The organism is Bacillus sp. EB V-12 (assembly GCF_056158125.1).
In genome coordinates this window covers 628,897-655,675 of record NZ_JBUXJL010000003.1, presented here as the reverse complement: position 1 = coordinate 655,675, position 26,779 = coordinate 628,897, and the positions used below count along the sequence as shown (strand labels likewise).

Annotated in this window: 26 protein-coding genes; 19 read left to right on the top strand and 7 right to left on the bottom strand. The window is 33.8% G+C overall.

The features are described 5' to 3' along the window. Positions 1–110: 110 nt before the first annotated feature. The 8 genes from nheA (at position 111) to ACZDYH_RS14850 (ending at position 8,504) form a co-directional block, all read left to right on the top strand. Positions 111–1,271, top strand: a complete 1,161-nt coding sequence (gene nheA, locus ACZDYH_RS14885; RefSeq protein WP_474886512.1) for a non-hemolytic enterotoxin NHE subunit A — start codon at positions 111–113, stop codon at positions 1,269–1,271. A gap of 37 nt (positions 1,272–1,308) precedes the next feature. Beyond that, positions 1,309–2,517, top strand: a complete 1,209-nt coding sequence (gene nheB / locus ACZDYH_RS14880) for a non-hemolytic enterotoxin NHE subunit B (RefSeq protein ID WP_061113361.1) — start codon at positions 1,309–1,311, stop codon at positions 2,515–2,517. 107 nt (positions 2,518–2,624) lie between these two features. After that, a complete protein-coding gene (gene nheC, locus ACZDYH_RS14875) occupies positions 2,625–3,704 on the top strand; it encodes a non-hemolytic enterotoxin NHE subunit C (RefSeq protein ID WP_001171992.1) in 1,080 nt (359 codons plus the stop codon). A gap of 219 nt (positions 3,705–3,923) precedes the next feature. Further along, the gene (locus ACZDYH_RS14870) at positions 3,924–4,055 is read left to right on the top strand and encodes a hypothetical protein (RefSeq protein ID WP_257790052.1); all 132 of its coding nucleotides are present in this window, start codon (positions 3,924–3,926) and stop codon (positions 4,053–4,055) included. A gap of 167 nt (positions 4,056–4,222) precedes the next feature. Next, entirely contained in the window at positions 4,223–5,452 is a 1,230-nt protein-coding gene (locus tag ACZDYH_RS14865; protein ID WP_474886509.1) for an aminopeptidase, read from the top strand. A 146-nt stretch (positions 5,453–5,598) separates the two neighbouring features. Then, positions 5,599–6,969, top strand: coding sequence for an alpha/beta hydrolase family protein (locus tag ACZDYH_RS14860; RefSeq protein WP_474886502.1), 1,371 nt, complete (start codon positions 5,599–5,601; stop codon positions 6,967–6,969). Between the two features lie 263 nt (positions 6,970–7,232). Continuing rightward, positions 7,233–7,817 (top strand): TetR/AcrR family transcriptional regulator, encoded by a 585-nt coding sequence (locus ACZDYH_RS14855; RefSeq protein ID WP_474886499.1) that lies wholly within the window; start codon positions 7,233–7,235, stop codon positions 7,815–7,817. A gap of 63 nt (positions 7,818–7,880) precedes the next feature. Next, the gene (locus tag ACZDYH_RS14850) at positions 7,881–8,504 is read left to right on the top strand and encodes a GNAT family N-acetyltransferase (RefSeq protein WP_049107649.1); all 624 of its coding nucleotides are present in this window, start codon (positions 7,881–7,883) and stop codon (positions 8,502–8,504) included. A gap of 213 nt (positions 8,505–8,717) precedes the next feature. Here ACZDYH_RS14850 and ACZDYH_RS14845 read toward each other — a convergent pair whose 3' ends face one another. Then, positions 8,718–9,029 carry a heavy metal-binding domain-containing protein gene (locus ACZDYH_RS14845; RefSeq protein WP_000637514.1) on the bottom strand — a complete coding sequence of 104 codons (312 nt, stop codon included), beginning with the start codon at positions 9,027–9,029 and terminating at the stop codon, positions 8,718–8,720. A 129-nt stretch (positions 9,030–9,158) separates the two neighbouring features. Beyond that, positions 9,159–9,812: a CPBP family intramembrane glutamic endopeptidase gene (locus tag ACZDYH_RS14840; RefSeq protein WP_049107648.1), complete on the bottom strand. Its 654-nt coding sequence runs from the start codon at positions 9,810–9,812 to the stop codon at positions 9,159–9,161. A 640-nt stretch (positions 9,813–10,452) separates the two neighbouring features. Between ACZDYH_RS14840 and ACZDYH_RS14835 the strand changes: the two genes are divergently transcribed. The 7 genes from ACZDYH_RS14835 (at position 10,453) to ACZDYH_RS14805 (ending at position 16,983) form a co-directional block, all read left to right on the top strand. Continuing rightward, positions 10,453–11,043: a TetR/AcrR family transcriptional regulator gene (locus ACZDYH_RS14835; protein ID WP_152121338.1), complete on the top strand. Its 591-nt coding sequence runs from the start codon at positions 10,453–10,455 to the stop codon at positions 11,041–11,043. Between the two features lie 279 nt (positions 11,044–11,322). Continuing rightward, entirely contained in the window at positions 11,323–12,270 is a 948-nt protein-coding gene (locus ACZDYH_RS14830) for a sugar-binding transcriptional regulator (protein ID WP_000409780.1), read from the top strand. 306 nt (positions 12,271–12,576) lie between these two features. After that, positions 12,577–13,248: a deoxyribose-phosphate aldolase gene (deoC, locus tag ACZDYH_RS14825; RefSeq protein ID WP_001017432.1), complete on the top strand. Its 672-nt coding sequence runs from the start codon at positions 12,577–12,579 to the stop codon at positions 13,246–13,248. A 99-nt stretch (positions 13,249–13,347) separates the two neighbouring features. Continuing rightward, positions 13,348–14,529 (top strand): NupC/NupG family nucleoside CNT transporter, encoded by a 1,182-nt coding sequence (locus ACZDYH_RS14820; RefSeq protein WP_000876188.1) that lies wholly within the window; start codon positions 13,348–13,350, stop codon positions 14,527–14,529. 36 nt (positions 14,530–14,565) lie between these two features. Continuing rightward, entirely contained in the window at positions 14,566–15,867 is a 1,302-nt protein-coding gene (locus tag ACZDYH_RS14815; RefSeq protein WP_025710128.1) for a pyrimidine-nucleoside phosphorylase, read from the top strand. 33 nt (positions 15,868–15,900) lie between these two features. Continuing rightward, complete coding sequence (locus tag ACZDYH_RS14810) at positions 15,901–16,296, top strand: cytidine deaminase (protein WP_000358533.1); 396 nt, start codon at positions 15,901–15,903, stop codon at positions 16,294–16,296. Between the two features lie 207 nt (positions 16,297–16,503). Further along, a complete protein-coding gene (locus ACZDYH_RS14805) occupies positions 16,504–16,983 on the top strand; it encodes a CcdC family protein (protein WP_474886495.1) in 480 nt (159 codons plus the stop codon). 47 nt (positions 16,984–17,030) lie between these two features. Here the strand turns inward: ACZDYH_RS14805 and ACZDYH_RS14800 are convergent, their stop codons facing one another. Then, entirely contained in the window at positions 17,031–17,261 is a 231-nt protein-coding gene (locus ACZDYH_RS14800; protein ID WP_000789783.1) for a DUF896 domain-containing protein, read from the bottom strand. Between the two features lie 244 nt (positions 17,262–17,505). On the opposite strand from ACZDYH_RS14800, the gene ACZDYH_RS14795 reads away from it, so the two are divergent. Next, positions 17,506–18,420 carry a hypothetical protein gene (locus tag ACZDYH_RS14795; RefSeq protein WP_000994721.1) on the top strand — a complete coding sequence of 305 codons (915 nt, stop codon included), beginning with the start codon at positions 17,506–17,508 and terminating at the stop codon, positions 18,418–18,420. A gap of 72 nt (positions 18,421–18,492) precedes the next feature. Here ACZDYH_RS14795 and ACZDYH_RS14790 read toward each other — a convergent pair whose 3' ends face one another. Then, entirely contained in the window at positions 18,493–19,200 is a 708-nt protein-coding gene (locus tag ACZDYH_RS14790; protein WP_025710127.1) for an alpha/beta fold hydrolase, read from the bottom strand. Between the two features lie 143 nt (positions 19,201–19,343). Here ACZDYH_RS14790 and ACZDYH_RS14785 point away from each other — a divergent pair, with 143 nt between their 5' ends. Continuing rightward, positions 19,344–20,216, top strand: coding sequence for a LysR family transcriptional regulator (locus ACZDYH_RS14785; protein ID WP_474886492.1), 873 nt, complete (start codon positions 19,344–19,346; stop codon positions 20,214–20,216). Positions 20,217–20,270: 54 nt separating this feature from the next. On the opposite strand, the gene ACZDYH_RS14780 is transcribed toward ACZDYH_RS14785, so the two are convergent. After that, positions 20,271–20,987: an urease accessory protein UreH domain-containing protein gene (locus tag ACZDYH_RS14780; RefSeq protein ID WP_000493100.1), complete on the bottom strand. Its 717-nt coding sequence runs from the start codon at positions 20,985–20,987 to the stop codon at positions 20,271–20,273. Between the two features lie 15 nt (positions 20,988–21,002). Next, a complete protein-coding gene (locus ACZDYH_RS14775; protein ID WP_069604609.1) occupies positions 21,003–21,986 on the bottom strand; it encodes a F510_1955 family glycosylhydrolase in 984 nt (327 codons plus the stop codon). 221 nt (positions 21,987–22,207) lie between these two features. Between ACZDYH_RS14775 and ACZDYH_RS14770 the strand changes: the two genes are divergently transcribed. Beyond that, positions 22,208–23,491 (top strand): aminopeptidase P family protein, encoded by a 1,284-nt coding sequence (locus ACZDYH_RS14770; protein WP_089170810.1) that lies wholly within the window; start codon positions 22,208–22,210, stop codon positions 23,489–23,491. Between the two features lie 94 nt (positions 23,492–23,585). Here the strand turns inward: ACZDYH_RS14770 and ACZDYH_RS14765 are convergent, their stop codons facing one another. Continuing rightward, positions 23,586–24,221, bottom strand: coding sequence for a pentapeptide repeat-containing protein (locus ACZDYH_RS14765; protein WP_000687265.1), 636 nt, complete (start codon positions 24,219–24,221; stop codon positions 23,586–23,588). Positions 24,222–24,587: 366 nt separating this feature from the next. Here ACZDYH_RS14765 and ACZDYH_RS14760 point away from each other — a divergent pair, with 366 nt between their 5' ends. Continuing rightward, positions 24,588–26,228, top strand: a complete 1,641-nt coding sequence (locus tag ACZDYH_RS14760) for a multicopper oxidase family protein (protein WP_474886489.1) — start codon at positions 24,588–24,590, stop codon at positions 26,226–26,228. Positions 26,229–26,779: the final 551 nt, after the last annotated feature.

Here is a 26,779-nt window from a genome sequence, read left to right as displayed (position 1 = left end):
CGTCAATCACGGTGAGTACGTCCTCTATTTTAACTATCTTAAATTATATGCAAGAAAATAGAATAATAAAATGCGATAGTAATAGTTGCTAATACATAGGAGGAGTTAAAGTGAAAAAAACTTTAATTACAGGGTTATTGGTTACAGCAGTATCTACGAGTTGCTTCATTCCTGTAAGCGCTTACGCTAAGGAGGGGCAAACGGAAGTGAAAACAGTATATGCGCAAAATGTAATTGCTCCAAATACATTATCCAATTCAATTAGAATGTTAGGATCACAATCACCGCTTATTCAAGCATACGGATTAATTATTTTGCAACAGCCAGACATTAAGGTAAATGCGATGAGTAGCTTAACGAATCATCAAAAGTTTGCAAAGGCGAATGTACGAGAGTGGATTGATGAATATAATCCGAAGCTAATTGACTTAAATCAAGAGATGATGAGATACAGCACTAGATTCAATAGCTATTATAGTAAGCTCTATGAACTAGCAGGAAACGTAAATGAAGATCAGCAAGCAAAATCAGATTTTATGAGTGCATATGGAAAATTACAATTGCAAGTACAGAGCATCCAAGAGAGTATGGAGCAAGATTTATTAGAGTTAAATCGATTTAAAACAGTATTAGATAAAGATAGTAACAACTTATCAATTAAAGCCGATGAAGCAATAAAAACACTGCAAGGATCAAGCGGAGATATTGTGAAATTAAGAGAAGATATTAAAAGGATTCAAGGGGAAATTCAAGCTGAACTAACTACTATTTTGAATAGACCTCAAGAAATCATTAAAGGTTCTATTAATATCGGTAAACAAGTATTTACAATCACAAATCAAACTGCACAAACGAAAACAATCGATTTTGTTTCTATCGGTACTTTAAGTAATGAAATTGTAAATGCCGCAGATAGTCAAACGAGAGAAGCAGCTCTTCGTATTCAACAAAAGCAAAAAGAGTTATTGCCACTTATTCAAAAGTTATCACAAACTGAAGCAGAGGCGACTCAAATTACATTCGTTGAAGATCAAGTAAATAGCTTTACAGAATTAATTGATCGTCAAATTACAACTTTAGAAACGTTATTAACGGATTGGAAAGTTTTAAATAATAATATGATTCAAATTCAAACAAATGTTGAAGAAGGCACGTATATAGACAGTAGTTTACTTCAAAAACATTTTAATCAAATTAAAAAAGTAAGTGATGAAATGAATAAGCAAACAAATCAATTTGAAGATTACGTTACAAACGTTGAAGTACATTAAACAGAAAAATAATTAGCGATATAGGGAGAGAAGAAAAATGACAAAAAAACCTTATAAAGTAATGGCTCTATCAGCACTGATGGCAGTATTTGCAGCAGGAAATATTATGCCGGCTCATACGTATGCAGCTGAAAGTACAGTGAAACAAGCTCCAGTTCATGCGGTAGCAAAAGCTTATAATGACTATGAAGAATATTCATTAGGACCAGAAGGCTTGAAAGATGCAATGGAAAGAACAGGTTCAAATGCTTTAGTAATGGATCTGTATGCTTTAACAATTATTAAACAAGGTAATGTTAACTTTGGAAATGTATCGACTGTTGATGCAGCTTTAAAAGGAAAAGTGATTCAGCACCAAGATACAGCTAGAGGAAATGCGAAGCAATGGTTAGATGTATTAAAGCCACAGCTTATTTCAACGAATCAAAACATCATTAACTACAATACGAAATTCCAAAACTATTATGATACTTTAGTTGCTGCGGTAGATGCAAAAGATAAAGCGACTCTTACGAAAGGCCTAACTAGATTATCAAGTAGTATTAATGAAAATAAAGCACAAGTGGATCAGTTAGTAGAAGACTTAAAGAAATTCCGAAATAAAATGACGTCGGATACGCAAAACTTCAAGAGTGATGCAAATCAAATTACATCTATATTAGCTAGTCAAGATGCAGGAATTCCACTTCTGCAAAATCAAATTACAACGTACAATGAAGCAATTAGTAAATATAATGCAATTATTATCGGTTCATCTGTTGCGACAGCTCTAGGACCAATTGCAATTATTGGTGGTGCAGTAGTTATTGCTACGGGCGCAGGAACACCGCTAGGAGTCGCATTAATTGCAGGTGGTGCAGCAGCTGTAGGCGGTGGTACAGCTGGTATCGTATTAGCGAAGAAAGAACTTGATAATGCACAAGCTGAAATTCAAAAAATAACTGGACAAATTACAACTGCTCAATTAGAAGTAGCTGGGTTAACGAACATTAAAACACAAACTGAGTATTTAACAAATACGATTGATACTGCAATTACAGCGTTGCAAAACATTTCAAACCAATGGTATACAATGGGATCAAAATACAATTCTTTACTTCAAAATGTGGATTCAATTAGTCCAAACGATCTTGTTTTCATTAAAGAAGATTTAAACATTGCGAAAGATAGCTGGAAAAACATTAAAGACTATGCAGAAAAGATTTATGCTGAAGATATTAAAGTAGTAGATACGAAAAAAGCATAATCGAATACGAATCGTTAGGGCGTTAAGTGTTGATGAATGATTTGAAGCTCCTGTTCAGTTGTGAGCAGGAGCTTTTGATATCCTTATAAAGAGAATAGGTGAAAAATATGCAGAAACGATTTTATAAAAAATGTCTTTTAGCGGTAATGATTGCTGGGGTGGCAACGAGTAACGCATTTCCTTTACATCCTTTTGCAGCAGAACAAAATGTAACGGTGCTACAAGAAAATGTGAAAAACTATTCTCTTGGACCAGCAGGATTCCAAGATGTAATGGCACAAACGACATCAAGCATATTTGCAATGGATTCATATGCAAAATTAATTCAAAATCAACAAGAGACGGATTTAAGTAAAATAAGTTCGATTAATAGTGAATTTAAAGGGAATATGATTCAGCATCAAAGAGATGCAAAAATTAATGCGGCATATTGGTTAAATAATATGAAGCCTCAAATTATGAAAACAGATCAAAATATTATAAATTACAATAATACTTTTCAATCGTATTATAATGACATGTTAATAGCGATTGATCAAAAGGATAGCGGAAAATTAAAAGCGGATTTAGAAAAGTTGTATGCGGATATTGTAAAGAATCAAAATGAGGTAGATGGATTATTAGGAAATTTGAAAGCTTTTCGCGATAGAATGGCGAAAGATACAAATAGTTTCAAAGAGGATACAAATCAGTTAACATCGATATTGGCAAGTACGAATGCTGGTATTCCAGCTCTAGAGCAACAAATAAATACATATAACGATTCGATTAAAAAGAGTAATGATATGGTCATTGCTGGTGGCGTACTTTGCGTAGCTCTAATAACATGTCTTGCTGGCGGGCCGATGATTGCGGTTGCGAAAAAAGATATCGCAAATGCAGAAAGAGAAATCGCCAATTTAAAAGATAGAATTTCAGGAGCACAAGCAGAAGTCGTAATTTTGACTGATGTAAAAAATAAAACAACAAACATGACAGAAACAATTGATGCAGCAATTACAGCACTACAAAACATATCAAATCAATGGTATACAGTAGGTGCAAAATATAATAATTTACTACAAAACGTAAAAGGAATTAGTCCGGAAGAGTTTACGTTTATAAAAGAAGATTTACATACAGCGAAAGATAGCTGGAAAGATGTAAAGGATTATACAGAAAAATTACATGAAGGTGTGGCAAAGTAAACAGTGGACTAGTTCTGCTGTTTATTTTTTTATCCTGTTTTTTGTAAGGGTTGAACTTGCAATTATATATAAGTTTGTCATGTGTTTTATCCATGTGTGCGTAAAAATCTTTTCGTTATCGCTCCCTTTGATAGAATCCATGTTCATATAGTTTTTTTACCGAATTTTTTAAAAATTAAATTTTACGACTTGATAATTCGTTTAAAATGATTTAATCTTATGTCAAATGATATATTTATCTATCAAAAATACTTTTGTAAAGATAAAGAAGTGATTGAGAATGTTAAACGCCCCATTGATGGTAAACCTTTAGGTGCAGCAGCATTGAAAAGATTGGGAAGAAATGAGTGAGCTTTCACAATAAAGAACTCTATAATTTGATGTAGTGTTTGATACCTTCGATTAGATTTTTTGAAAAACAAACCAATATTAATTGAATCAAAGTTTAGAAAGTATGGTATGAAAGCAGGTTAGTGAGGGGAATTCAAAACCAATTTGATAAAAGCGAGGTAAATAATATGACTTTTGAAGAAAAATTACAAGCATATGCAGAACTTACGGTGAAAATCGGTGTCAATATTCAACCAGGGCAATACTTATTAGTCAATACATCAGTAGTTGCACTGGATTTCGCCCGTATAGTTGTCAAAGAGGCTTATAAGGCTGGGGCAGCGCGTGTTCATGTTAATTTTTCGGATGAAGAAATGGAACGTGCGTACTTTGATTATGCCTCAGATGAAGAATTTAATCGCTTCCCAGAGTGGATAGTCAAAATGAATGATGAGCTGATCGAACGTAAAGGAGCACTATTAATGATAGATGCTGCAGATCCTGATAAATTTACAGGTATTTCATCTGATCGTCTAGCTACCTATCAAAAGGTAGCAGGAGCTGCTCTGAGAAACAATCGCAACGCCGTAATGAAGGATTCAATAGCTTGGTCGATGGTAGCAGTTCCTTCACCAAAGTGGGCATCGAAGGTGTTCCCGGATTTAGCAACTGAGGATCAAGTACCAGCATTATGGGAGGCTATTTTTAAAGCTGTTCGTATTGGTGAAGGCAGTGCTATTGAAAAATGGTGTGAACATGTAACAAATTTAGAATCTCGTGCGGTCCTACTGAACAATAAAAAATATATGAAGCTTCACTATACAGCGCCAGGTACTGATTTAACAATTGCATTAGCACCACAGCATAAATGGGTTACTGGAGGTGGTAAAACTCCTGATGATACTATCTTTATGGCTAATATGCCGACAGAAGAGGTTTATACGTTACCGATGAAACAAGGTGTAAATGGCTATGTAAGCAATACAAAACCATTAGTTTATCAAGGAAATATTATCGATGGCTTTAAACTGACATTTGAAGAAGGAAAAATTGTTAAAGCTGAAGCACAGGTAGGACATGATTTATTACAGGAGCTTATTAATGTGGATGAAGGCTCTTGCTATTTAGGTGAAGTAGCACTTGTACCACATGAATCACCAATTTCAGCATCGGGAATTTTATATTTTAATACATTGTTTGATGAAAATGCATCGAACCATTTAGCGATTGGTAAAGCTTATCCAACTTGCTTAGAGGATGGAAGAGATTTAGAAAACGATCAGCTTGAAACGTTATGGGCAAATATTTCAGTAACACATGAGGACTTTATGATTGGCAGCAGTGAGATGGACATTGACGGTATTCTACCAGATGGAACTGTGGAACCAATTTTCCGTAAAGGTAGCTGGGCATTTTAAGTTTTTAATTTGAATAAAGGAGTAGAATGAATGAAACGGTTACTAAGCATAATTGGTGCAACTATATAGGTGTTTCATCTGCTTTTGCTTAGGCTGAAAACTACCTCTTTAATTAGAAGTAAAATGCATGCAAAGGAGATAGGCCAATGAATTTCTGGGAAGTTGTTTTGATAGTAGTGAATTTTAGTCTATTGAGTTGGATACTGTTAATAGGCAGAGAAACGAAAAAGTGGTCTAAATTAGCTACTTTGATTGCCGTTGTAATGGTTACAGTTCAGTTATTGGCAGAAGGTTTTAGGTGGCAGATGATTCCGGCATATGTATCCCCAGTTATCTTAATTTTATGCTATTTATTAACTGGGCGGAAAAAGGGCTTTAGAAGTTCGGGTATATTCATAGTTAAGACTTCGTTACTATGTATCTATTTGTCTGTAGCAGTTGCGCTACCCTTACTTATGCCAGTATTTTCATTTGAAGAACCAACTGGTCCACATAGGGTCGGTACGAAGCTATATCATTGGGTTGATCATCAGAGAAATGAACCATATTCGAAAAATCCAAACGATCGGCGCGAACTGATGGTGCAAATTTGGTATCCTGCAGCTGAAAAAAGCAAGGGGGATCCAGAACCTTATATTCGTAACATAAATGAGCTCTCCAAGGGATTGGAAAAAACATTGTCTATTCCTGCATTTGCATTCAGCCACATGGAATTGGTAAAGTCTCATTCGTTTATGGATTTACAACTCTCAGACTCAGAGAATCACTATCCCATAGTACTCTTCTCTCATGGTTTTAATGGTTTTCGTAATCAAAACACGTTTCAAGTTGAGGAGTTGGCTAGTCAAGGATATATTGTTCTAAGTATCGATCATACCTTTGATGCTGCAGCTACCGTCTTTCCAGGTGGTCGAACTGCTTACGTACAGCCCATCAATTTAACTGATGAAGGAGATAGCCACATAAAATTATGGGAGGAAGATGTCAGCTTTGTCCTTAATCAGATAGAGAAACTTAACGAAAACGATGAGACCGGTTTCTTTACAGGAAGACTGGATACCTCGCGAATTGGAATGTTTGGCCACTCTTACGGTGGAGCTACCGCAGCACAAATACTTGCAAAAGATTCTCGTGTCAAAGCAGCTATCAATATGGATGGTACATTGTATGGTGAAATCTTGCCTGAAAGTGGCATTGGAAAACCATTTCTGCTTATGAGTGCAGAAGAGCCTGATGAAGCAGATCCCTTTGAAGTGAGGGAGCGATACGGACGCGGGTTAGCTGGCGGTGGTATGTCAATGGTCATTCCTCATACGGATCATACAAGCTTTACCGATTTACATTTGTTCTCACCTCTGTTGGAGAGCCCAGGTGAAAATCCAAAGGAAGTTCATCGTATTATTAACGAATTCAGCCTGGAATTTTTTGACCAGTATGTAAAACAGAAGGATGACGGCTCCACCCTTAAAAGGCTGATGACCAAATACCCGGAAGTGAATTTTAAAGTAAACCGATAACTTTATGCAGAAAGTAACGCGTACCATTTCTTTTAGCTTTTGTATTTATTGCATTAAAGAATTGAATTTCTTCATCGTTATCTAAGTAATGGAATGATAAAAATGAAACATTCAAAGTGCTATCAGTTTCAGTAATATAATTCTTTTTGAAAAGCTACATTCAGCAGCTGGACACTTTATTTGAGATTGTTTATTATAATATCAAATGATATATTTATCTATCAAAAATGACGACTTTATACAGACAAAGGGAGAGATTGACGATGAAGAAAGACTTGTCAGCGTTTAAGGAAGCGAGATTTAATGCAATTCTTGATTCAGCTACTATATTGCTTGTTGAAAATCCTACTGCTTCGATGAATGAAATTGCGGAATATGCGGGAATTGGAATTGCTACGCTCCATCGCTACGTCGAAAGCAGGGAGAAATTGATGCTGTTCTTGGGCCATCGGGCTATACAACTGGTAAGTGATACTGTAAATCAAATTCCACTGGATGAGGAAAGAATCGAAAACTATATCCCTGAACTCATTGAAGCATTAATCCCTTTAGGTGACAAAATCTATTTTCTAGGTCATGATGCATCTGTATTTAACAACAAAGAATTAGGTGAAGCAGAAGAGAAACTGAGGGAACCCTTACGACGCGTTATTGAACTGTTACAACAAAGAGGTTACTTTCAGCAAACGGTTAGTAGCGAATGGATTTTGAATACCCTTTATGCTCTGCTTTTCCATACTTGGGAACAGGTACATGAAGGAAATGTGGCTAAAAAATCTGCTGCAGAGCTTGTTTTAAATACATTTTATTATGGTTTCAAAGCTAAGGATGAATTGAGAGGGGAGTGAACTGATTCACATCCATGATAATTAATATTAATAATATAGAAAGTGAAAAGGAGCAATAGGATAATGAATAAAATTTCTATTGTAAAGGCTGTTCATCAATCCATGGTCGGCGCCCAGCTAAATGTAATGGCATTGGAATACATGGCGTTTCCACTTGCAGGATCTGAGGAGAAGAACACAGTCGATTGGACATTTTGTAAGCTATGGCGGCAGGAGAACAACCGTTTTAGTCATCAATACGCCTATGAAGCTCAAATGGACGGGAAAACTTTAGGGATGATTACTTGCTATCCCATACCCGTTTTAAATCGTCTTACCTGGCCCACTTTTAAACAGCTGCTTTCGTTCCGAAAGCTGGGGTTTGTTGTTTATAACATTCTGAATATCAAAATGCTTTATTCCATGTTTACCTTGAAGGAGGGAGAAGATGACGAGTTTCACGTCGGAACAATTGCCTTACTGCCCGAAAGTCGAGGACTAGGGATAGGTACCAGATTACTTGAGTTTGCAGAGGAGCAAGCTTCGCTGCAAGGCTTTTCAAAATGCTCTCTGACAGTAAAGAAAGAGAACCAACTTGCCATTAAATTGTATCAGAGGATAGGCTACCAGATTACAGGTGAAATCAATAAACCAAAGTTATCGTTGTACAGAATGGTCAAAAACGTAGAAACTTACAACCGTTTATAAAAAAGTTGTACAGTATTAGGGTAACGCAACATGCCTATAAACTTAAGGATTCAAAATTACCCCAAAGCGAAAAAATGGACATTTTGTACAAGTTAACACAAAATTTTTAGCTTGATAGTGATGGGATGGGGCCTCTATATAAAAAAACACAGTTTACACTCAAACTGTGTTTTTTCGACGTACAATGATTTATTAATATCTCTTTTTATTTACTTATATACGTACAGCTGTACCACTGACAGCAACCATTAACATTCCATCACGAACAACTTCGTAATCTACGTCAATGCCAACGATAGCGTTCGCACCTTTTTGTTTTGCAAGTTCTTTCATTTCGTCCATCGCAATATCACGGGCTTCTTTTAGCTTACTTTCATAAGCACCAGCACGGCCACCGACAACATCACGAACGGAGGCGAATACATCGCGTACAATGTTTGCACCCATAATAGCTTCACCATTTACAATATCAATATACTCAATAATCTCTTTACCTTGAATTCCAGAAGTCGTTGTTACAATCATGACTGACACTCTCCTAATATATTATAATTTTTGATTAGCTTTCTTATGCCATAGAAAAAGTAGTTCTGATGCCAAAAATGCTTGATAGAAACATAGAATATTTTTGGCATCAGAAACAAGTCTGGTTTCTTACAGAATGAAACCAAGGCAATTGTTTAACATATGTATCGCTATAACATATGCAATGGATCTTTTAGAAATAAGGTAAGCCGCAGTAAGTATCAACGATCCAGGTAAATAAATAGCAATATCCGCAAGTTGGTTCGTATGAAGAAGTGTAAAAATCATAATCGAAATGATAGATGCAATAGCAGTACCAATATGGTAAGAAAAACGATTTATTAATATGTGGCGAAACACAATTTCTTCAAGTATTGGACCCAGAATACCAAATACAAGCAATGTAAATACAAGAGGTACCTTTGTACCCGTTTCAAGGAGCTGCTCTTGGTTCTCTGGTTGACCAGTTGCTAGAAAATGCATAACACACTGTTCCACAATTAACGTAAATAAAACTACCATAGGAATACTTACTATTTTCAAAATTGTCTTCTCTTTAAAATAAGTAAAACTTTCAATAATTTCTTTCCTAAAGCAAATGATTCCTACAATAGCAGGTACAGTAAAACCGATGGCACTAAGAACAAATTCTGATTCAACTAAATTGACATTAGCTAAAAGTGATATGCCAAATAGTATGTACAAGCCAATTTGAAATGGTACAAACAGTGTAAAGATTATTAGCATAATGATTTCTTTTTTATTCATTTTTATAAAGTTCACTGTATTGCCCCCATAATTAAATTACCTATAATTTTTGATTTTTCTTTCTGCATAACGCTCTCCTTCTAAATATATTTATATAAGATTCTAAACCGGACGGTTCGGTCTGAATCGAAATCTAATGATACTACAAGTTTCTAGTTTTTTAAACCCTTTTTATAAAGTATTAACAAAATCAAAATGGAAAAAAGCAAATATATTTATATTTCAGTTGCTTTGTTACAATTTAATTCCAGTAATCATTAATGGTTAATCTTTTATAGAATGAAGTGAAAGTGGGAGTAGTTCAAACACTTTAGCTAAACATATTGATAAAAATTATATATAATAATCATATGTCTATACATTAAAATTAACTATATATTTTTACATCTCTACAATTTTAGATAAAATTAGTTGTATAATATGACTGAATTAAACAATTGGTCATGTTGTTTTAACAGAAAATTCACTTAATTTATGTGGGTAATACAATTTGATTAACTTCTTTTCAAACTGTATTGTTTGAGGTTTCCATAAGATAGGGATTGATAAGATATTTCTGTTCCAAACTTATTTATACTTACAAAAAAATTAAGAAAATAGAGGGTAAACATTACCTAGAATATTAGGATCGTTTTCATTAGGAGGATTACAAAGCATGACTAAAGTTGATAAGGTTAAAGAAAAAATTATTGAAACATCTTTATATTTATTTAATACTAATGGGATAACTCGCACATCCATCCAGGATATAATGACAGCTACTGAACTACCTAAAGGATCTATTTATCGTAGATTCAAAAGTAAAGAAGAAATTGTCCTTGCTGCCTACGACAAAAGTGGTGAGATTATGTGGAGTCATTTTCATAAAGCAATGGAAAATAAAAAAACAGCAATTGATAAAATCCTTGCAATTTTCCTTGTATATCAAGATGCAGCTAATAATCCTCCTATTGCTGGAGGCTGTCCATTACTTAATAGTGCCATTGAAAGTACTGGAGTATTTCCAGAATTACAAAAAGCAGCAGCAAAAGGTTATGATGATACAGTAATGTTAATGGCTTCTCTCATAAAGGAAGGAATAGAGAAACAAGAACTTAAAGAAGATATAGACATTATATCGCTCGCTTCTTTTCTTGCATCTTCAATGGAGGGAGCTATTATGGCAAGTCGAGTATCTAACGATAATATACACCATCATTATTTTATTGAACAAATAAAACATCATCTTTTCACTTATTCTAAATAAGTGAGAACTTGCATTGTTTCCATCCAATTTTTATAAAGTTGAATTGAATAAATACCCCTTATAAACAGTATCTTCTGTTTATAAGGGGTATTTGAATAGTTTTTAGCAAAGGTAGTCTTTAGATGATGTTTCATGTTTCTTATTGAACGATTTCATTATATATAATAAGCGTAATAGAAGTTCAGTTAAATAAAATTCAGTAGTCGAATTTTTTTGCATAAAGCTGTATAATGCTTGTAACGAAAGGGAAATACAGGAAGGGATTTGTAATGAGTTACTATGGAAAAAGATAAACAACAATTAAGCGTTGAAGTTGCAAGATTATATTATCAATCAGATTATAGTCAGCAAGAAATTGCTAATAAATTAAATATTTCAAGACCGACGATTTCTAGATTGTTAAAGTACGCGAAAGAAAAAGGGTTTGTTCAAATTAGCATCGCTGATCCATTTGCTGATTTAGATAACGTCGGGAATTTACTGAAAGAAAAGTACAACTTGTTAGAGGCACATGTGGTATTTTCTCCAGTGCCGGAATATGCAACGATTACAGAGTATATAAGTAAATATGCTGCTGAGTATATGGAAAAGACAGTTAAAAACGGTGATATTGTTGGTGTAAGCTGGGGCATGACTATGTATGAAATCGCTAGAAAAATCGTACCGCAACATGTAAAAGGGGTAGAGGTTGTCCAGCTAAAAGGTGGTATTAGTCATTCAAGTGTAAATACGTATGCGAATGAGACGATAGCTTTATTTGCAGATGCTTTTCAAACGACGCCAAGAAATCTACCTCTTCCGGTTATATTTGATAATGCAGTGACAAAAGAATTAGTGGAGCAGGATCGACATATTCATCACATTATCGAAATGGGAAAACAAGCGAATATTGCAATTTTCACTGTAGGAACAGTGCGAGACGAAGCACTATTATTCCGATTAGGTTATTTCGATAAGGATGAAACAAATTTACTCAAAAAACAATCGGTCGGTGACATTTGTTCACGTTTCTTTGATGGAGACGGAAATATTAGTAGTGAAGAAATCAATAAGCGTACCATTGGAATTGAGTTAGAGGAACTGAAATTAAAGAAACGCTCTATTTTAGTTGCAGGTGGTAATAGAAAAATAAAAGCAATTGATGGTGCGTTACGTGGCGGGTATGCAAATGTATTAATTATCGATCAGCATACAGCAAAAGAATTGTTACATTATCAAAAAGATTAGAAATAAAGGGCGTTCTCAAGATGTTAATTTTGAGAATGCCTTTTATTTTGTTATGTATGAATGATAGGAGTCTTTTTTGAACACAAATTGCCTTTTTAAAAATAATTATGGATATGGAGATACATACTACCATTGTTAACATAAAAATTTTGATTATATATCTGAAGTGTTCTTTGTTAGAATGCGCTTTATTTGCTACAAGAAAATTACTTTTAAAAAAGAATGAACAAAATTTCAAAAGTATATTTACATTTGTTCAACTAAGAGTTAGAATGAAGTTGTTAAAAGATATGAGGAGTGAAGATAATGAACATTGCAAAGTTAATTGACCATACAATTTTAAAAGCTAATTCTACAAAAGAAGATGTTATGAAAGTAATCGAAGAAGCAAAGGAATATAAATTCGCTTCTGTTTGTATTAACCCAACATGGGTAAAATTAGCGGCTGATGAACTAGCTGGACATGATGTAGATGTTTGTACTGTAATCGGTTTCCCATTAGGAGCAAGCACGACTGAAACAAAAGCATTTGAAACAAAAGATGCTATTGCAAAAGGTGCAACTGAAGTTGATATGGTAATCAACGTAGGCGCTTTAAAAGATGGTGACAACGAACTTGTTGAAAAAGACATTTATGAAGTAGTACAAGCAGCAAAAGGAAAAGCTCTTGTAAAAGTAATCATTGAAACTTGCCTATTAACAGATGAAGAGAAAGTACGTGCTTGTGAATTATCAGTAAAAGCTGGTGCTGATTTCGTAAAAACTTCAACTGGATTCTCAACTGGCGGAGCAACTGCTGAAGATATCGCATTAATGCGTAAAACAGTAGGACCAAACATTGGTGTAAAAGCATCTGGCGGTGTTCGTACACGTGAAGATGCAGACAAAATGGTAGCTGCTGGAGCTTCTCGCGTTGGAGCAAGTGCTAGTGTTGCAATCGTATTAAATGATGCAAAAGGTGCTACAGATAACTACTAATCGATAAAAGATTAAAGCAATAGATATACATTTAAAGTATATCTATTGCTTTAATAATTGAAAAAAATGTAAGCGGATACGAATGGGAGGAAACGGCTTATGAAATACTTAATCGGTGTTTTTGGCCTCGTATTGATTTTAGGTATCGCTTGGCTTGCTAGTAATGATAGAAAGAAAGTCAAATATCGCCCAATCATAACGATGGTTATATTACAATTCATTTTGGGGTTTCTATTATTAAATACAAGTGTAGGGAATATATTAATAAGCGGAATAGCAGATGGTTTTGGAGAGCTATTAAAATATGCTGCTGACGGTGTGAATTTCGTATTTGGTGGATTAGTAAATCAAAAAGAGTTTTCGTTCTTTTTAAGTGTATTAATGCCAATCGTATTTATATCAGCCTTAATAGGTATTTTGCAACATATTAAAGTATTACCTATTATTGTGAAATCTATCGGTCTAGCATTAAGTAAAGTAAATGGAATGGGGAAACTAGAATCATATAACGCTGTGGCATCAGCGATTTTAGGACAATCGGAAGTATTTATTTCAGTTAAGAAACAACTAGGGTTATTGCCAGAGAAAAGAATGTATACATTATGTGCATCAGCAATGTCTACAGTTTCTATGTCTATCGTTGGATCATATATGGTGTTATTAAAACCACAATATGTTGTAACCGCTTTAGTGCTTAACTTATTCGGTGGCTTCATCATTGCTTCTATCATTAACCCGTATGAAGTTACTGAGGAAGAAGATATGTTAGAAGTACAAGAAGAAGAGAAAAAGACTTTCTTTGAAGTATTAGGGGAATACATTATTGATGGATTTAAAGTTGCGATTACAGTAGCAGCTATGTTAGTCGGTTTCGTTGCTCTTATCGCATTCATTAATGCAGTATTTAAAGGTGTAATCGGTATTTCATTCCAAGAAATTCTTGGTTATGCATTTGCACCATTTGCATTTATTATGGGTGTACCTTGGCATGAAGCAGTTAATGCCGGAAATATTATGGCAACAAAATTAGTATCAAATGAATTTGTCGCTATGACAGATTTAGCACAAGGAAACTTTAATTTCTCAGATAGAACGACAGCGATTATCTCTGTATTCTTAGTTTCATTTGCAAACTTCTCTTCAATTGGGATTATTGCAGGAGCAGTTAAGAGTTTAAATGAAAAGCAAGGGAATGTAGTCGCAAGATTTGGTTTGAAATTACTATTCGGTGCAACATTAGTAAGTTTCTTATCAGCAACAATCGTTGGCTTACTATTTTAATAGATTCATATAATATAAAAAGGAATGGTGATTGTAATGAGAATGGTAGATATTATTGCAAAAAAACGTGACGGCAAAGAATTAACGACTGAAGAAATCAAATTCTTTATTAATGGATATACAGACGGAAGTATTCCTGATTATCAAGTGAGTGCGCTTGCAATGGCAATCTTCTTTAAAGATATGACAGATCGCGAACGTGCAGATTTAACGATGGCGATGGTTGAGTCTGGAGAAACGATCGACTTATCAGCAATTGAAGGAATTAAAGTAGACAAACATTCAACTGGCGGTGTTGGTGATACAACAACATTAGTATTAGGACCATTAGTAGCTGCTTTAGATGTACCAGTAGCAAAAATGTCTGGTCGTGGTTTAGGACATACGGGCGGAACAATTGATAAATTAGAAGCGGTAGAAGGATTCCACGTTGAAATTACGAAAGAGCAGTTCATTGATATTGTAAACCGTGACAAAGTAGCTGTTATTGGACAAACAGGAAACTTAACACCTGCAGATAAAAAAATCTATGCATTACGCGACGTAACCGGAACGGTTAACTCAATTCCTTTAATCGCAAGTTCAATTATGAGTAAAAAAATTGCAGCTGGTGCTGACGCAATCGTACTTGATGTAAAAACAGGTGCTGGCGCATTTATGAAAACAGAAGAAGATGCAAAAGAATTAGCACATGCAATGGTACGTATCGGAAATAATGTAGGACGTCAAACTATGGCTGTTATTTCAGATATGTCACAACCTCTTGGATTTGCGATTGGTAATGCTCTAGAAGTGAAAGAAGCGATTGATACGTTAAAAGGTGAAGGTCCAGAAGATTTAACAGAATTAGTACTTGTATTAGGAAGTCAAATGGTTGTACTTGCGAAAAAAGCAAATACGTTAGAAGAAGCTCGTGAAATGCTAATTGAAGTGATGAAAAACGGAAAAGCAATTGAGAAATTTAAAGAGTTCTTAAGTAATCAAGGCGGAGATAGCTCAATTGTAGACAATCCAGAAAAAATGCCACAAGCTAAGTATGTAATTGATGTACCTGCAAAAACTTCAGGTGTTATTTCTAACATTGTTGCAGATGAGATTGGTATTGCAGCTATGTTACTTGGTGCAGGTCGTGCAACGAAGGAAGATGAAATCGATTTAGCGGTAGGTTTAATGTTACGTAAAAAAGTTGGCGATGCAGTAAAAGAAGGCGAGCCGTTCGTAACAATCTACGCAAATCGTGAAAATGTAGAAGATGTAAAAGCAAAAATTTATGAGAACATCTCTATTGCTGAAACAGCAGTGGCTCCTAAATTAGTTCATACAGTTATTACTGACTAATCATCATTTCATTTACTTTGAGGGGGAAATAATATGGATAAGAAAAAATATATTGAAGAAGCAAACAAGATGTTATCGAAAGCGTATATTCCGTATTCTAAATTTCCTGTTGGCGCAGCGTTAGTTACGAAAGAAGGGAAAATCTATACTGGTTGTAATATAGAAAATGCTTCTTATGGTTTATGTAACTGTGCAGAAAGAACAGCAATATTTAAAGCGGTATCAGAAGGGGAGCGCGATTTTAGTTATTTAGTTATTACAGGAGAAACTGATGGACCTATTTCACCATGTGGTGCGTGTAGACAAGTAATTGCTGAATTCTGTGATCCGAAAATGCCTGTATTACTAACGAATGTAAAAGGTGATGAAAAAGAAGTGACTGTTGAGCAATTACTTCCAGGTGCTTTCACAATTGACGATTTAAAATAAGTTAAAAAGCCATTTTGCAATTATTAATTGCAGAATGGCTTTTTTGTTCATATTCCGTTCATAAACTTTGCGTAAAATGATTGCAGCGAATATGGAAAGTTTACAGCAGGAGGAATATAATGAAGAAATTCTATAATGTGGCATGTAGTTACTTATTGGTTTATGATTTTGCTAAAAAAGTCATTTAAATAGATAGGAGTGGAAAGTATGATAGCACTTTTATCAAGTGTCATAGCGGTTTGTATGGCTGTTGGGGTAATGTTTCTACGTTTTAAAGCAGCGAAAAAGCCGGTAACGAAAAAGAAAATTATATTGCCGCCAATTTTTATGAGTACAGGCGGGATGATGTACTTTTTACCAGAGTTTCGATTAACATCGTTAGAAATAGTCGAGGCAATTAGTATAGGGCTTATCTTTTCTATTTTTCTTATTAAAACAACTAAGTTCGAAATAAAAGGCGAACATATATTTATGAAACCGTCAAAAGCATTCATATTTATTTTAGTAGGCTTATTAGCTGTACGCGTGGCATTAAAGTCATATTTAAGCCAATCAATTGATTTGGCAGAGTTAAGCGGAATGTTTTTCTTACTTGCATTTGCGATGATTGTGTCGTGGAGAATTGCGATGTATCGCTCGTTTACTAAATTAGAAAAGACAATAAACAGAGCTGGAATTTCTATATAGGAAATCCAGCTCTGTTTATGTTTTATTAAAATTCTTTAGCGCGGAACTCATTTGCTTAATTTTAAACGTATTTGAGCATCTTGTAATGCGGCTGGTGTAACGTTAAGACCATTTTGATCAACAATTTTTGTGTTTAATAAAATGGAATCTAAGCTTCCACGAAATGTTTGTGTATAGTTTTGACGCAACATTTGTTGTTCTTGTTTTTCATCAACTGTTAATCCAGTTGCTTTTTCTTTTTTGGACAATTCGTTAATACGGAATAAAATATTTTTCATTTGTTTCACCTCTAGTTAGATTTAATTACATTAGCTACTTACTAATGTATAGTTATTTTAACCTATCTTTTAATAAGTGTCAATGTCTATAAAATGCCTTGTTTTGTAAGTGTATGGGGTGAGAGAGAATGTAAATGACTACTAATACTTGAAATAGAAAAGATGTTAATATACAATACCGTAGTAGGGTATAAAATTGTTGTTTTACATTATGAAAGAAATGAGCACAAAGGAGTATGTAATAATGAATGCAGTAATTTCAAAGAAAGAAACAATCATCTCATATACGATTGCTATTTTATTTATTTTAGCCATGGTAACAGCGGGTGTGTTATTAAATGATCCAGAAGTCATTTTGCCGGAAATAGCGGCGATGGCAATTGCTTTATGGGCGTATCGTGAGCCAGGATGGTTAAGACAACCAGAAAAAATTTTTATTGCACCGTCAATAACAGCTGTAATCGGTTTTATGGTGAATCAAATGGATATAGCCTATTTAGGGAAAGTAAGCTTAACGCTTGTATTCATGATGCTGTTTTTGCGTGTAATTCAATCCAATTTAGCACCATCAATTGCGACAGGTTTATTACCATTAGTAACAAATGCGACGGAATGGTCATTTGTTATCGCGGTCTGCGCTTTAACATTTATATTAATGGTTGGTGTACTTATATTTAAATTGAACAGTGGTCTGGAGCGAAAAGTGAATATACAGTATAAGTATATGATTGTATTTCTAATACTAAACTTTGTGTGGATCAGTTTATGTTGGATAACTGGTTATGAACAATTAGCAGTTATTCCACCAATATTAGTTGTCGTGTATGAATCACTTCAAAAGCCGATGTACAATGAAAAAATGGCTTTTAAACAAATAGTCGTATTAACTGCATCTGCAACTGTTGGAACAATATTGTACTTTGCGATTGATTCATGGATTGTAGTCACTTTATTAAATATGATATTAATGCTTATTTTATTAAAAATTGTTGGTGTACGTATTCCAGCAGTGTATGCATTTCCATTATTGCCGCTCGTATTTCCAGATGGAATGATAAAGATGTTACCAGTAGCTTCATTTGTTGCGGGAGTATTTTTATTTGGTGCAGTACTACTGTATAAAAAGTGGGAGATGAAGCAAAAGGGCATGGCAATGTAGATAGAGTAAAGATAGCTTTTAATTAGTAAAATAAATAGACACCTGTGAGTGTCTATTTATTTTATGAAAAATTTAGTTTAATTCATTTAAGTAATGAACAAGTGCCGATGCTTTAGAGAAAAATGGAGAATGATCAGCTTCTAAAGTAATAACTTTCTTGCAAGGTGTTTCTGTATTCATTCGGCGCTGAAAATCAATTGGAATCGCTCTATCTAGAGTCGTTTCAATATAAATGCGATCTATGGCTCCAAAGTTTTCTTCAGATATTTTCAGCTCTTGTTGGAAGGGTCCTAGTGGTTGAGGACGCATTTGATTAAAAGATGCTTCTTTAATAGAACCGTCTTCTGTAGCATTTAAAAATGTTTGTTCAATTAGATTAGGTATAAGTTCAGCAGTCAAGTCATTTTCATTTATAGTGAATTGCGGGCCATCTTCTCCGTCTAATTTACTACCAAGACTTTCTCCGTTTTGTGGTAAAAAGGCACAAAGATATACTAATTTATCGATTTTATTTGGTATAAGTTCAGCAGTTTGAGTAATAACGATTCCACCCATACTATGTCCAACAAGAATAACCTTTTCATTTTGTTGATTTATATTAGCTGTTACTGCATCAACATAGGAATCTAACGTTATATTTTGTGAAGGAGTTGTATCTTTCCCACTTCCAGGTAAGTCTAGTGTAATAACAGTGTGACCTAAAGCCTCTAGTTGAGGTTTTACTAATTCCCATGCCCATTCACCTTGCCATGCTCCATGTACTAAAATGTAAGTACTCATTTAATCAACACTCCTCTAGGGTATATAAGTTTCATCTATTTGTAATATTGATGATGTATACTCAGTGTAAATGAAGTGGTTTCATAAATATAATGAAGGTTATTTATAGATGATATAAATATATTTTATATAAGGAGAACAGAATGAATGTTTTTGATTTTAAAGTCTTTACATATGTGGCTCGTTTAAATAGTATTAGTCTGGCAGCAAAGGAATTACATATGACACAGCCAGCAATAACCCATATTATTAACAAATTAGAGAAACGATATGCTATAACGTTATTTGATCGCTCTAGACAAGGAACGATTCTAACTGAAAATGGCAAAGAATTTTTAGTTGGTGTGAATCGACTTCTAATGGAGTATGAAAAACTTGAGGAAACAGCTTTCCAGTTGAAAAATAAAAGCTTGTATAAAATTGTACTAGCTACGTATCCTTCCGTTACTGTATATTGTTTGGCGGAGTGTATTCAACTAGGGAATATTGATCATAGTCAATATGTACTTGCAGTTCGAGAAGGAAGCTATCAAGAAGTGTTAGATTGGCTATCATCAGGTAGTGCAGATTTTTCTATTTCTATAAAAGAAAATTTAATACAAGGATTTCATTATGATGTCATTGGTGAAGATCCGTATGTTATGGTTTCTTCAAAAAAAGTTCCGCCTAACCTTACTATTAATGATATAAAAAATTATCCTTTTATTATGCCGCTTTCTGGTTGCAAAGAAGTGCTCGAACCGTATTTGATGAAAAATGAAATAACAGTTAATAAAGTGATGGAGTCAGAATCAATTAGTTCAGCATTAGCACTTACTATACAAGTTCATGGCATAACAATCGTTCCGTTATCAGGACTACATAAGCAAATTATTCATGACTTCATTGTACAGCCGATAGAAATTACAATTCCACGACAACTTATTATGCAATGGTCACCTAAAAAAGAGAATGACCCGCTGTTTCTCGCGTTTGTTAAGAACTTATTAGCTCAACTACAGCAAAAGAAAAAATGAATATAATATTACAAAAGATAAGCTCATTTCACTAGAGCTTATCTTTTGTATGTATTACCAATAAAGAGCAGTATCATAAAATCCGATTAAAATAAGGAGAAAACCAGCTATACGCTGAATGCTATTTCCTATTTTCCTGCTCTTCTTTAGTAATGCCCCGTTTAATCCCAGATAGGAGATGAAGGACATTAATACGACGATAGGAAGAGCAGTTCCTATCGAAAAGAACGTTGGAAACAAGTACCCGTAATTAAATGATAAAGATAAAGGGATTAACGTTCCAAAAAATAGAACGAACATAGTCGGACAAAAAGCTAAGGAAAAGAAGAATCCGAGTAAAAATGAACCAACTTCATTTTGATTTCGTATAAATTTAATCGAGAAGAAATATCTTCTTTTTATAATACCTGACAACAGTAGCCCCATTAAAATTAATAGAGGTCCCATCATTTTTCGTAACCATGGAAAATACAAAGTCAATATTTGCTGAATCTCTTTTCCTAAAAACCATACTAATAGTCCAAGCGTCGTAAAAGCCATTATTTTTCCTAAAATGAATAAAAGTATATGTTTCCATACATGTTCCTTTTGTAAAGATTGGTTGCTATAAAGTGTAATAGCACTAATGTTTCCTGTTAATTGGCAAGGAGCAAGGGTACCTACTATGCCTAATAAAAACGAAAATAAAAGAGGTACAGATTTCGTAGCATTCGCGGCATCCATTAAAGGAGACATGAGTTGATAGCTCCATTCACTAATTGTTGAAAACACGTTATATTCACCCTTCTACTTAAATTGGAATGTTCCTTCATTAGCAATCTGCTTCCACGTATTACCCTCATCCGTAGAAAGGAACACATTTGCTTTCATTGTAGCAAATACAATTTCAGCTGAATTTTGAGGGTTTTGTGATATATACATAATTGTATCTTTAGGATCTAAAGGTGGAATTTGTATGTTTGTCTCCTCATTTGTAGCAATTGATTTCTTCGTTACGATTTGCTTATTGATAGGCGCGTAAATAACATCTTCATTACTTAATGTAATTGCGGTCGATTCAAGTGATTTAGCGAATATTTCAAACGTATTTCCGTAATCTGTAGATAAGTAAACACCGTCTTTGGCACTTACTGCGACTACACTAGATTGATTCGGATGTACGGAAAAGGAATGAATCGTACTTGAAAGACCTTTTAACTTACTATTTTCCCAATCTTGTCCGTTGTTCGTACTGAAATAAAAACCTTGTTGTAATTTAGAATTTGGACGCTCATTGTATAAATAAATTGCTTCTGTATTATATCCGACAGCAAGGTTATGAAAATCAGATTCTCCGTAAAATGCTAGTTTTTCAAGAGTATTACCACCATCAGAACTTTTCAATAATCCTAAAGGGTTTTTTAAATTTGCACCTGGTTCAGGGTGACCGCTGGCAAAGAATCCGTTCTTCGTTGCCTGAAATCCCATATAATCATGTAGCTCAGTCTTAGTTTCAAACCATTTGCCATCTTGATAAACTTTTATCCCGCTATGAGTGGCAATAGAAACACCTGGCATATTTCCTGCATAGCCAATTCCATGAATGTGCTCGATTTTTCCAGATGTAATTTCTTTATAGAAGTCTTGCGGATTCGTATTTGCTGTTTTTGTATTTTTTGGTTGAGATTGCGCCGTTCCTTTCTTAACTGGTGCTGTTTCGACGTTGCTAGAACATCCTGAAATTATTAATAAAGAAGTAATTGCTAACCCTGTTGCTACATAATGTTTCAAATTTGTAGGCCCCTTTCCTATATACGTGATTTTAAGTATATGGAATAAATGTCAAGAAATTGTGGAGTGGTATGCATAATTTAGCGTGGAAGGGACCTTAGTAATGAAAATTCTCCTTTGGCTATGAGTACTATTAATTGACGAAAAATTATAACAATAATAGAATGAATTGTATTGATGATTAGTTTCACAAGCATACATAGAACACTAGGGGGATTATTATGAAATCAACATTTTTTGCTCAAAATAGAGAACGATTAGCAAACACATTACCAGAGGGATCTATTACGATATTATTTGCGGGACAAGCACCGCATATGTCAGCTGATGCACATTATAAATTTGTACCGAATCGTAATTTTTACTACTTAACGGGAATCGATGAACCAAATGTTATTTTTATGCTGAAAAAGGTTGGAAGTAGTGTTGAAGAAACACTTTTCATTGAAAAGTCAGATCCAGTAATGGAAAAATGGGTCGGTAAAACAGTTTCTAACGAAGAAGCAGAGAAAATTTCAGGTATAAAGAAAGTTGTATATTTAGATAGCTTTGAAAAGACAATGTCAAATATACTTTTTACAGAAAATGCGAAGCATCTATATTTAGATATAGAACGTCGTGATTGGAATGGTACGGAGACAAAAACATTAGCATTTGCTAAACATGTAAGAGAAAAATACCCACACGTAACAATTGGTAATGTATATCCGAACATTTGTGAATTACGAGTATTTAAAACAGAGGAAGAAATTGAAATTATTAAAGAAGCGATTGCTATAACGAAAGACGGTATTTACAACGTACTTAAGCATGCAAAAGCAGGCATGATGGAGTATGAATTAGAAGCACAATTTGATTTTACACTGAAATCATCTGGCATTAAGCACCATGCGTTCAATACAATTTTGGCGAGTGGGAAAAATGCTACAGTTCTTCATTATGAAGATAATGATGCACAAATTCAAAATGGTGACTTAGTATTACTAGATTTAGGTGCTCAAAAAGACTACTATAACGCTGATATTAGTTATACATTCCCGGCAAATGGAACATTCTCTAGTCGTCAAAAACAAATTTATAATATTGTATTAAAAGCATTAAAAGAAACAACAGCGCTTATTAAGCCAGGATTAAAGTTCGCTGCATTAAATGAGCATACAAAAAAGGTACTGGCAGAAGAGTGTAAAGCAATTGGTTTAATTCAAGAAGATGAAGAGTTATCAAAATACTATTATCATGGTGTCAGCCATTTCCTTGGTTTAGATACACATGATGTAGGAACATATAAAGATAGAGTGTTAGAAGAAGGTATGGTTATAACAATTGAACCTGGTCTTTATATTGAAGGAGAATCAATTGGAATTCGTATTGAAGATGACATTCTTGTAACGAAAGACGGGTATGAAAACTTGTCAAAAGATATCATTAGGGAAGTTGAAGAAATTGAAGAATTTATGAGTGTAAATAATGAACATGTAAAAGGAAACCAAGCTGTAGTTAAATAATAAAAGAGTCATCACTAATTTATTTGAACTTTATCTCGAACCGTGGACAATTAAAAAATCCATGATTCGGGATAGGGTTCTTTTCTTCGAAATACTAATCTTTAATTATTAATCCTAATAAAGTAGCAAACTGAACAGCTTGATATGTTGATACTTTACATCCTCTTAAATCGTTCACTGAAACTGTAAGTGTATCAAAGGTAGAAGAACTAATATCTATCCCCTTCAGTGATGTCTGATCAAAATTAGCTTCATCAAGACTACATAATTGGAATTCAACTTTTTTAAGTTTACAGTCAAAAAAATCTGCATTATTTAATGAAGTTTCATTGAAGATGATTTTTTCTAGTTTGGAATTTCCAAATGCTGCTAAATTCAAAATTGAATTCTCAAATTTAACATTTCCTAAGCTAGATTCTGTGAAATTTACTCCGATTAATTTACTGTTTTTAAATTCGACTCTGTGAACAGAAGAATTGCTTAAATTAACATTTGATAAATCACAGTTTTCAAAACAAACATCTGTAATATCAATATTGCTAAAGTCTGTATTAGTAAACTTACAGTTTTTTATCACCGCATCATATAATCGCACTCTATCTACACATTCATTTTCGAAAGTGGAGTCTATAATTTCACACACTTCCAATGTTGGATCTTCTTCATAAAAAATATCTTGAAAATTCTTTGAAGATAACTCTGGTGAAATTTTTGGTCTATCAATTTTCATCGTATATCAATCCTCTTCTATTTGATATATTTGTGTAATTTGAGTCTATTGTCTTCTTGTAAGGAACATTAGTTCTTATTATACAAAAATGTAAGTTCTTTTGTGAAGAGCATTTTAGCTACATTTTTCTTATTTAATAATAGCAGTGTTATTGTTTCTTAAGAAATAACGTCAAAACAAATACGAGAACGGCTAGTATAGTCGCTACAAGGAAAATATTTTGTATTTCTAAAATATTCGCCTCTTGTAATGTCTCCGCTTTTAGTAATCTTCCAATTAGCTTACGTAAGATCTAATTACATCTCCTTATTTTCTTGAAAATCAACTTCTATAATGATTTTGAAAAAGAAAAAGGAGGGATTTTCCATGAAGCGATTTGTATTAACAGCCGTTACAGTCTCTGTAATATTTTTAATTGCTGCCTGTTCTGTGACGACAAATATAACAAATGATCATAAAAATATGAATGATAAAAAAACACTACAGACTGAAACAGCTACAACACCATTGAAAGTTGAAAAAGGACCAGAAGTTACTTTAATAGCGAAAGAAGAAAAGCAAAAATTAAGTAACGGTGTTATTGTTCCAGTCTGGACATTTAATGGCTCATCTCCTGGTTCAGAAATTCGGGTGAAAAAAGGTGAAAAGGTGAAAGTGACATTAAAAAATGAATTATCTGCACCAGTATCTATTCATTGGCATGGATATCCTGTCCCAAATAACATGGATGGAATTCCAGGCGTGACACAAGATGCAGTTGAACCAGGAAAAAGTTTCACTTACGAATTTGAAGCGAACGTACCAGGAACGTACTGGTATCACTCGCATCAAGATTCTGTAAATCAATTAGATAGAGGTTTGTATGGAGCGCTCATTGTAGAAGATACAAAGGAAAAATATGATAAAGATTACACATTAATGTTGGATGAATGGGTTACAGATAAAGAAGAAATGAATAAGCAGTTAAAAGAAATGACAAAAGGGCAAATAGGTAATAAATCTAAAGGTAATGAAAATGGGGAAAAGAATGATGATAAGAACGGCATGGATCATTCTGATATGAACATGGGCAGTGATAAAAAAGACTCTAGTAATATGGAAGGAATGGACCATGGAAATATGAAGATGGAAGGTCATGATATGAGTATGTACGATTTATTCACAATCAATGGAAAAAGCGGTGATTTAGTAGCGCCATTAAAAGTGAATAAGGGAGATAACGTTCGTCTTAGACTCGTCAATGCTGGTTATCTATCACATGATATACATGTTCATGGCCATGATATAAAAGTAATTGCGACAGATGGTCAACCAATAAACGATCCAAAAGTTATAAAGGATAAAGTAATTTCAATCGCACCGGGTGAACGTTATGATATTGAATTTACTGCTAATAATCCTGGGAAATGGTATGTTGAAGACCATTCGAAAAATAAAGGTGCAAAAGGAATGAAAGCTGTTATTGAGTATGATGGCAGCAAAGAGATGAAAGATAAAACAGACGAAAAAGAAAAATTACCGAAAGTAGATATAATGAAATATGGTACTAAAAAATTAGGTAGTTTCACGTTAAATCAAGAGTATACTGCCACATATAATATGGACTTAAATACGCAAATGAATGGAAATGAAATGGTATATACAATTAACGGAAAGGTATTTCCGGATATTGACCCAATTCAAGTAAAAAAGGGTGATTTAGTAAAAGTGAAGTTGGTAAATCGTTCTAAAATGGATGATCACCCAATGCATTTACATGGTCATTTCTTCCAGGTGTTGAGTAAAGATGGAAAACCGATAGAAGGTTCTCCGATTGTTAAAGACACATTGAATTTGAGGCCAGGAGAAGAATATGAAGTAGCCTTTGTAGCAGACAATCCTGGTGAGTGGATGTTCCACTGTCACGACCTACATCATGCTTCAGCAGGGATGGTAACGGAAGTGAACTATACAGATTATGAATCTGGTTATGTTCCAAACCCTAATATTCCTAATAAACCAGAATAATGTGAAAATCATGTAGTTTATTAATGATGAAAGCAGTTATCTTAATAGGTTGCTGCTTTTATATGTCATGTTGTGAATTGGGAATATTATTTTTATAAAAGTTTAGATAATACGAGAAGGTTATCCTGTAGAAAGAGTTTACAAGGTGAGAATGTTTTTTGTTATTTAAGAATTAAAAAACATGGTGGTTTTTGATTAGAAGTGGATAAATTTATTGTATTATATTGTAGTTCCACAAGATTGAATACTTATATTTGACCTTTCTTTTATTTTATACTACAATTCGTAGTGTGAAAGGAGAAGTCAGATATTCAAGCAAAATTATGAGTTAAATGAAGAAGGATTCAATTATGATTTTTTTATTTTTGTAGTATTAATTATAGGTGATTATTTTTTCGGTATTTTTTTGGTAATTAAAACTACATTGTGTAGTGTTCGATTGAAAGAATGAGAGGATTTTCAGAGTGTTATGAATTTAAATTTCTTTTATTACTAGATATAGATTATTGTGAATGATTAGAAATTTAATATGGGAAGTAAAAGAATAATTT

Excerpts from the sequence above, each read along its gene's own strand:
- ACZDYH_RS14855 (WP_474886499.1), top strand. The coding sequence starts at position 7,233 with ATGAAGAAAGACTTGTCAGCGTTTAAGGAAGCGAGATTTAATGCAATT.
- ACZDYH_RS14835 (WP_152121338.1), top strand. The coding sequence starts at position 10,453 with ATGACTAAAGTTGATAAGGTTAAAGAAAAAATTATTGAAACATCTTTA.
- ACZDYH_RS14785 (WP_474886492.1), top strand. The coding sequence starts at position 19,344 with ATGAATGTTTTTGATTTTAAAGTCTTTACATATGTGGCTCGTTTAAAT.
- ACZDYH_RS14790 (WP_025710127.1), bottom strand. The coding sequence starts at position 19,200 with ATGAGTACTTACATTTTAGTACATGGAGCATGGCAAGGTGAATGGGCA.
- ACZDYH_RS14760 (WP_474886489.1), top strand. The coding sequence starts at position 24,588 with ATGAAGCGATTTGTATTAACAGCCGTTACAGTCTCTGTAATATTTTTA.
- ACZDYH_RS14860 (WP_474886502.1), top strand. The coding sequence starts at position 5,599 with ATGAATTTCTGGGAAGTTGTTTTGATAGTAGTGAATTTTAGTCTATTG.
- ACZDYH_RS14765 (WP_000687265.1), bottom strand. The coding sequence starts at position 24,221 with ATGAAAATTGATAGACCAAAAATTTCACCAGAGTTATCTTCAAAGAAT.
- ACZDYH_RS14805 (WP_474886495.1), top strand. The coding sequence starts at position 16,504 with ATGATAGCACTTTTATCAAGTGTCATAGCGGTTTGTATGGCTGTTGGG.
- ACZDYH_RS14815 (WP_025710128.1), top strand. The coding sequence starts at position 14,566 with ATGAGAATGGTAGATATTATTGCAAAAAAACGTGACGGCAAAGAATTA.
- ACZDYH_RS14820 (WP_000876188.1), top strand. The coding sequence starts at position 13,348 with ATGAAATACTTAATCGGTGTTTTTGGCCTCGTATTGATTTTAGGTATC.
- ACZDYH_RS14845 (WP_000637514.1), bottom strand. The coding sequence starts at position 9,029 with ATGATTGTAACAACGACTTCTGGAATTCAAGGTAAAGAGATTATTGAG.
- nheB (WP_061113361.1), top strand. The coding sequence starts at position 1,309 with ATGACAAAAAAACCTTATAAAGTAATGGCTCTATCAGCACTGATGGCA.
- ACZDYH_RS14800 (WP_000789783.1), bottom strand. The coding sequence starts at position 17,261 with ATGAAAAATATTTTATTCCGTATTAACGAATTGTCCAAAAAAGAAAAA.
- ACZDYH_RS14795 (WP_000994721.1), top strand. The coding sequence starts at position 17,506 with ATGAATGCAGTAATTTCAAAGAAAGAAACAATCATCTCATATACGATT.
- ACZDYH_RS14865 (WP_474886509.1), top strand. The coding sequence starts at position 4,223 with ATGACTTTTGAAGAAAAATTACAAGCATATGCAGAACTTACGGTGAAA.
- deoC (WP_001017432.1), top strand. The coding sequence starts at position 12,577 with ATGAACATTGCAAAGTTAATTGACCATACAATTTTAAAAGCTAATTCT.
- ACZDYH_RS14850 (WP_049107649.1), top strand. The coding sequence starts at position 7,881 with ATGAATAAAATTTCTATTGTAAAGGCTGTTCATCAATCCATGGTCGGC.
- ACZDYH_RS14770 (WP_089170810.1), top strand. The coding sequence starts at position 22,208 with ATGAAATCAACATTTTTTGCTCAAAATAGAGAACGATTAGCAAACACA.
- nheC (WP_001171992.1), top strand. The coding sequence starts at position 2,625 with ATGCAGAAACGATTTTATAAAAAATGTCTTTTAGCGGTAATGATTGCT.
- ACZDYH_RS14830 (WP_000409780.1), top strand. The coding sequence starts at position 11,323 with ATGGAAAAAGATAAACAACAATTAAGCGTTGAAGTTGCAAGATTATAT.
- ACZDYH_RS14870 (WP_257790052.1), top strand. The coding sequence starts at position 3,924 with ATGTCAAATGATATATTTATCTATCAAAAATACTTTTGTAAAGATAAA.
- ACZDYH_RS14810 (WP_000358533.1), top strand. The coding sequence starts at position 15,901 with ATGGATAAGAAAAAATATATTGAAGAAGCAAACAAGATGTTATCGAAA.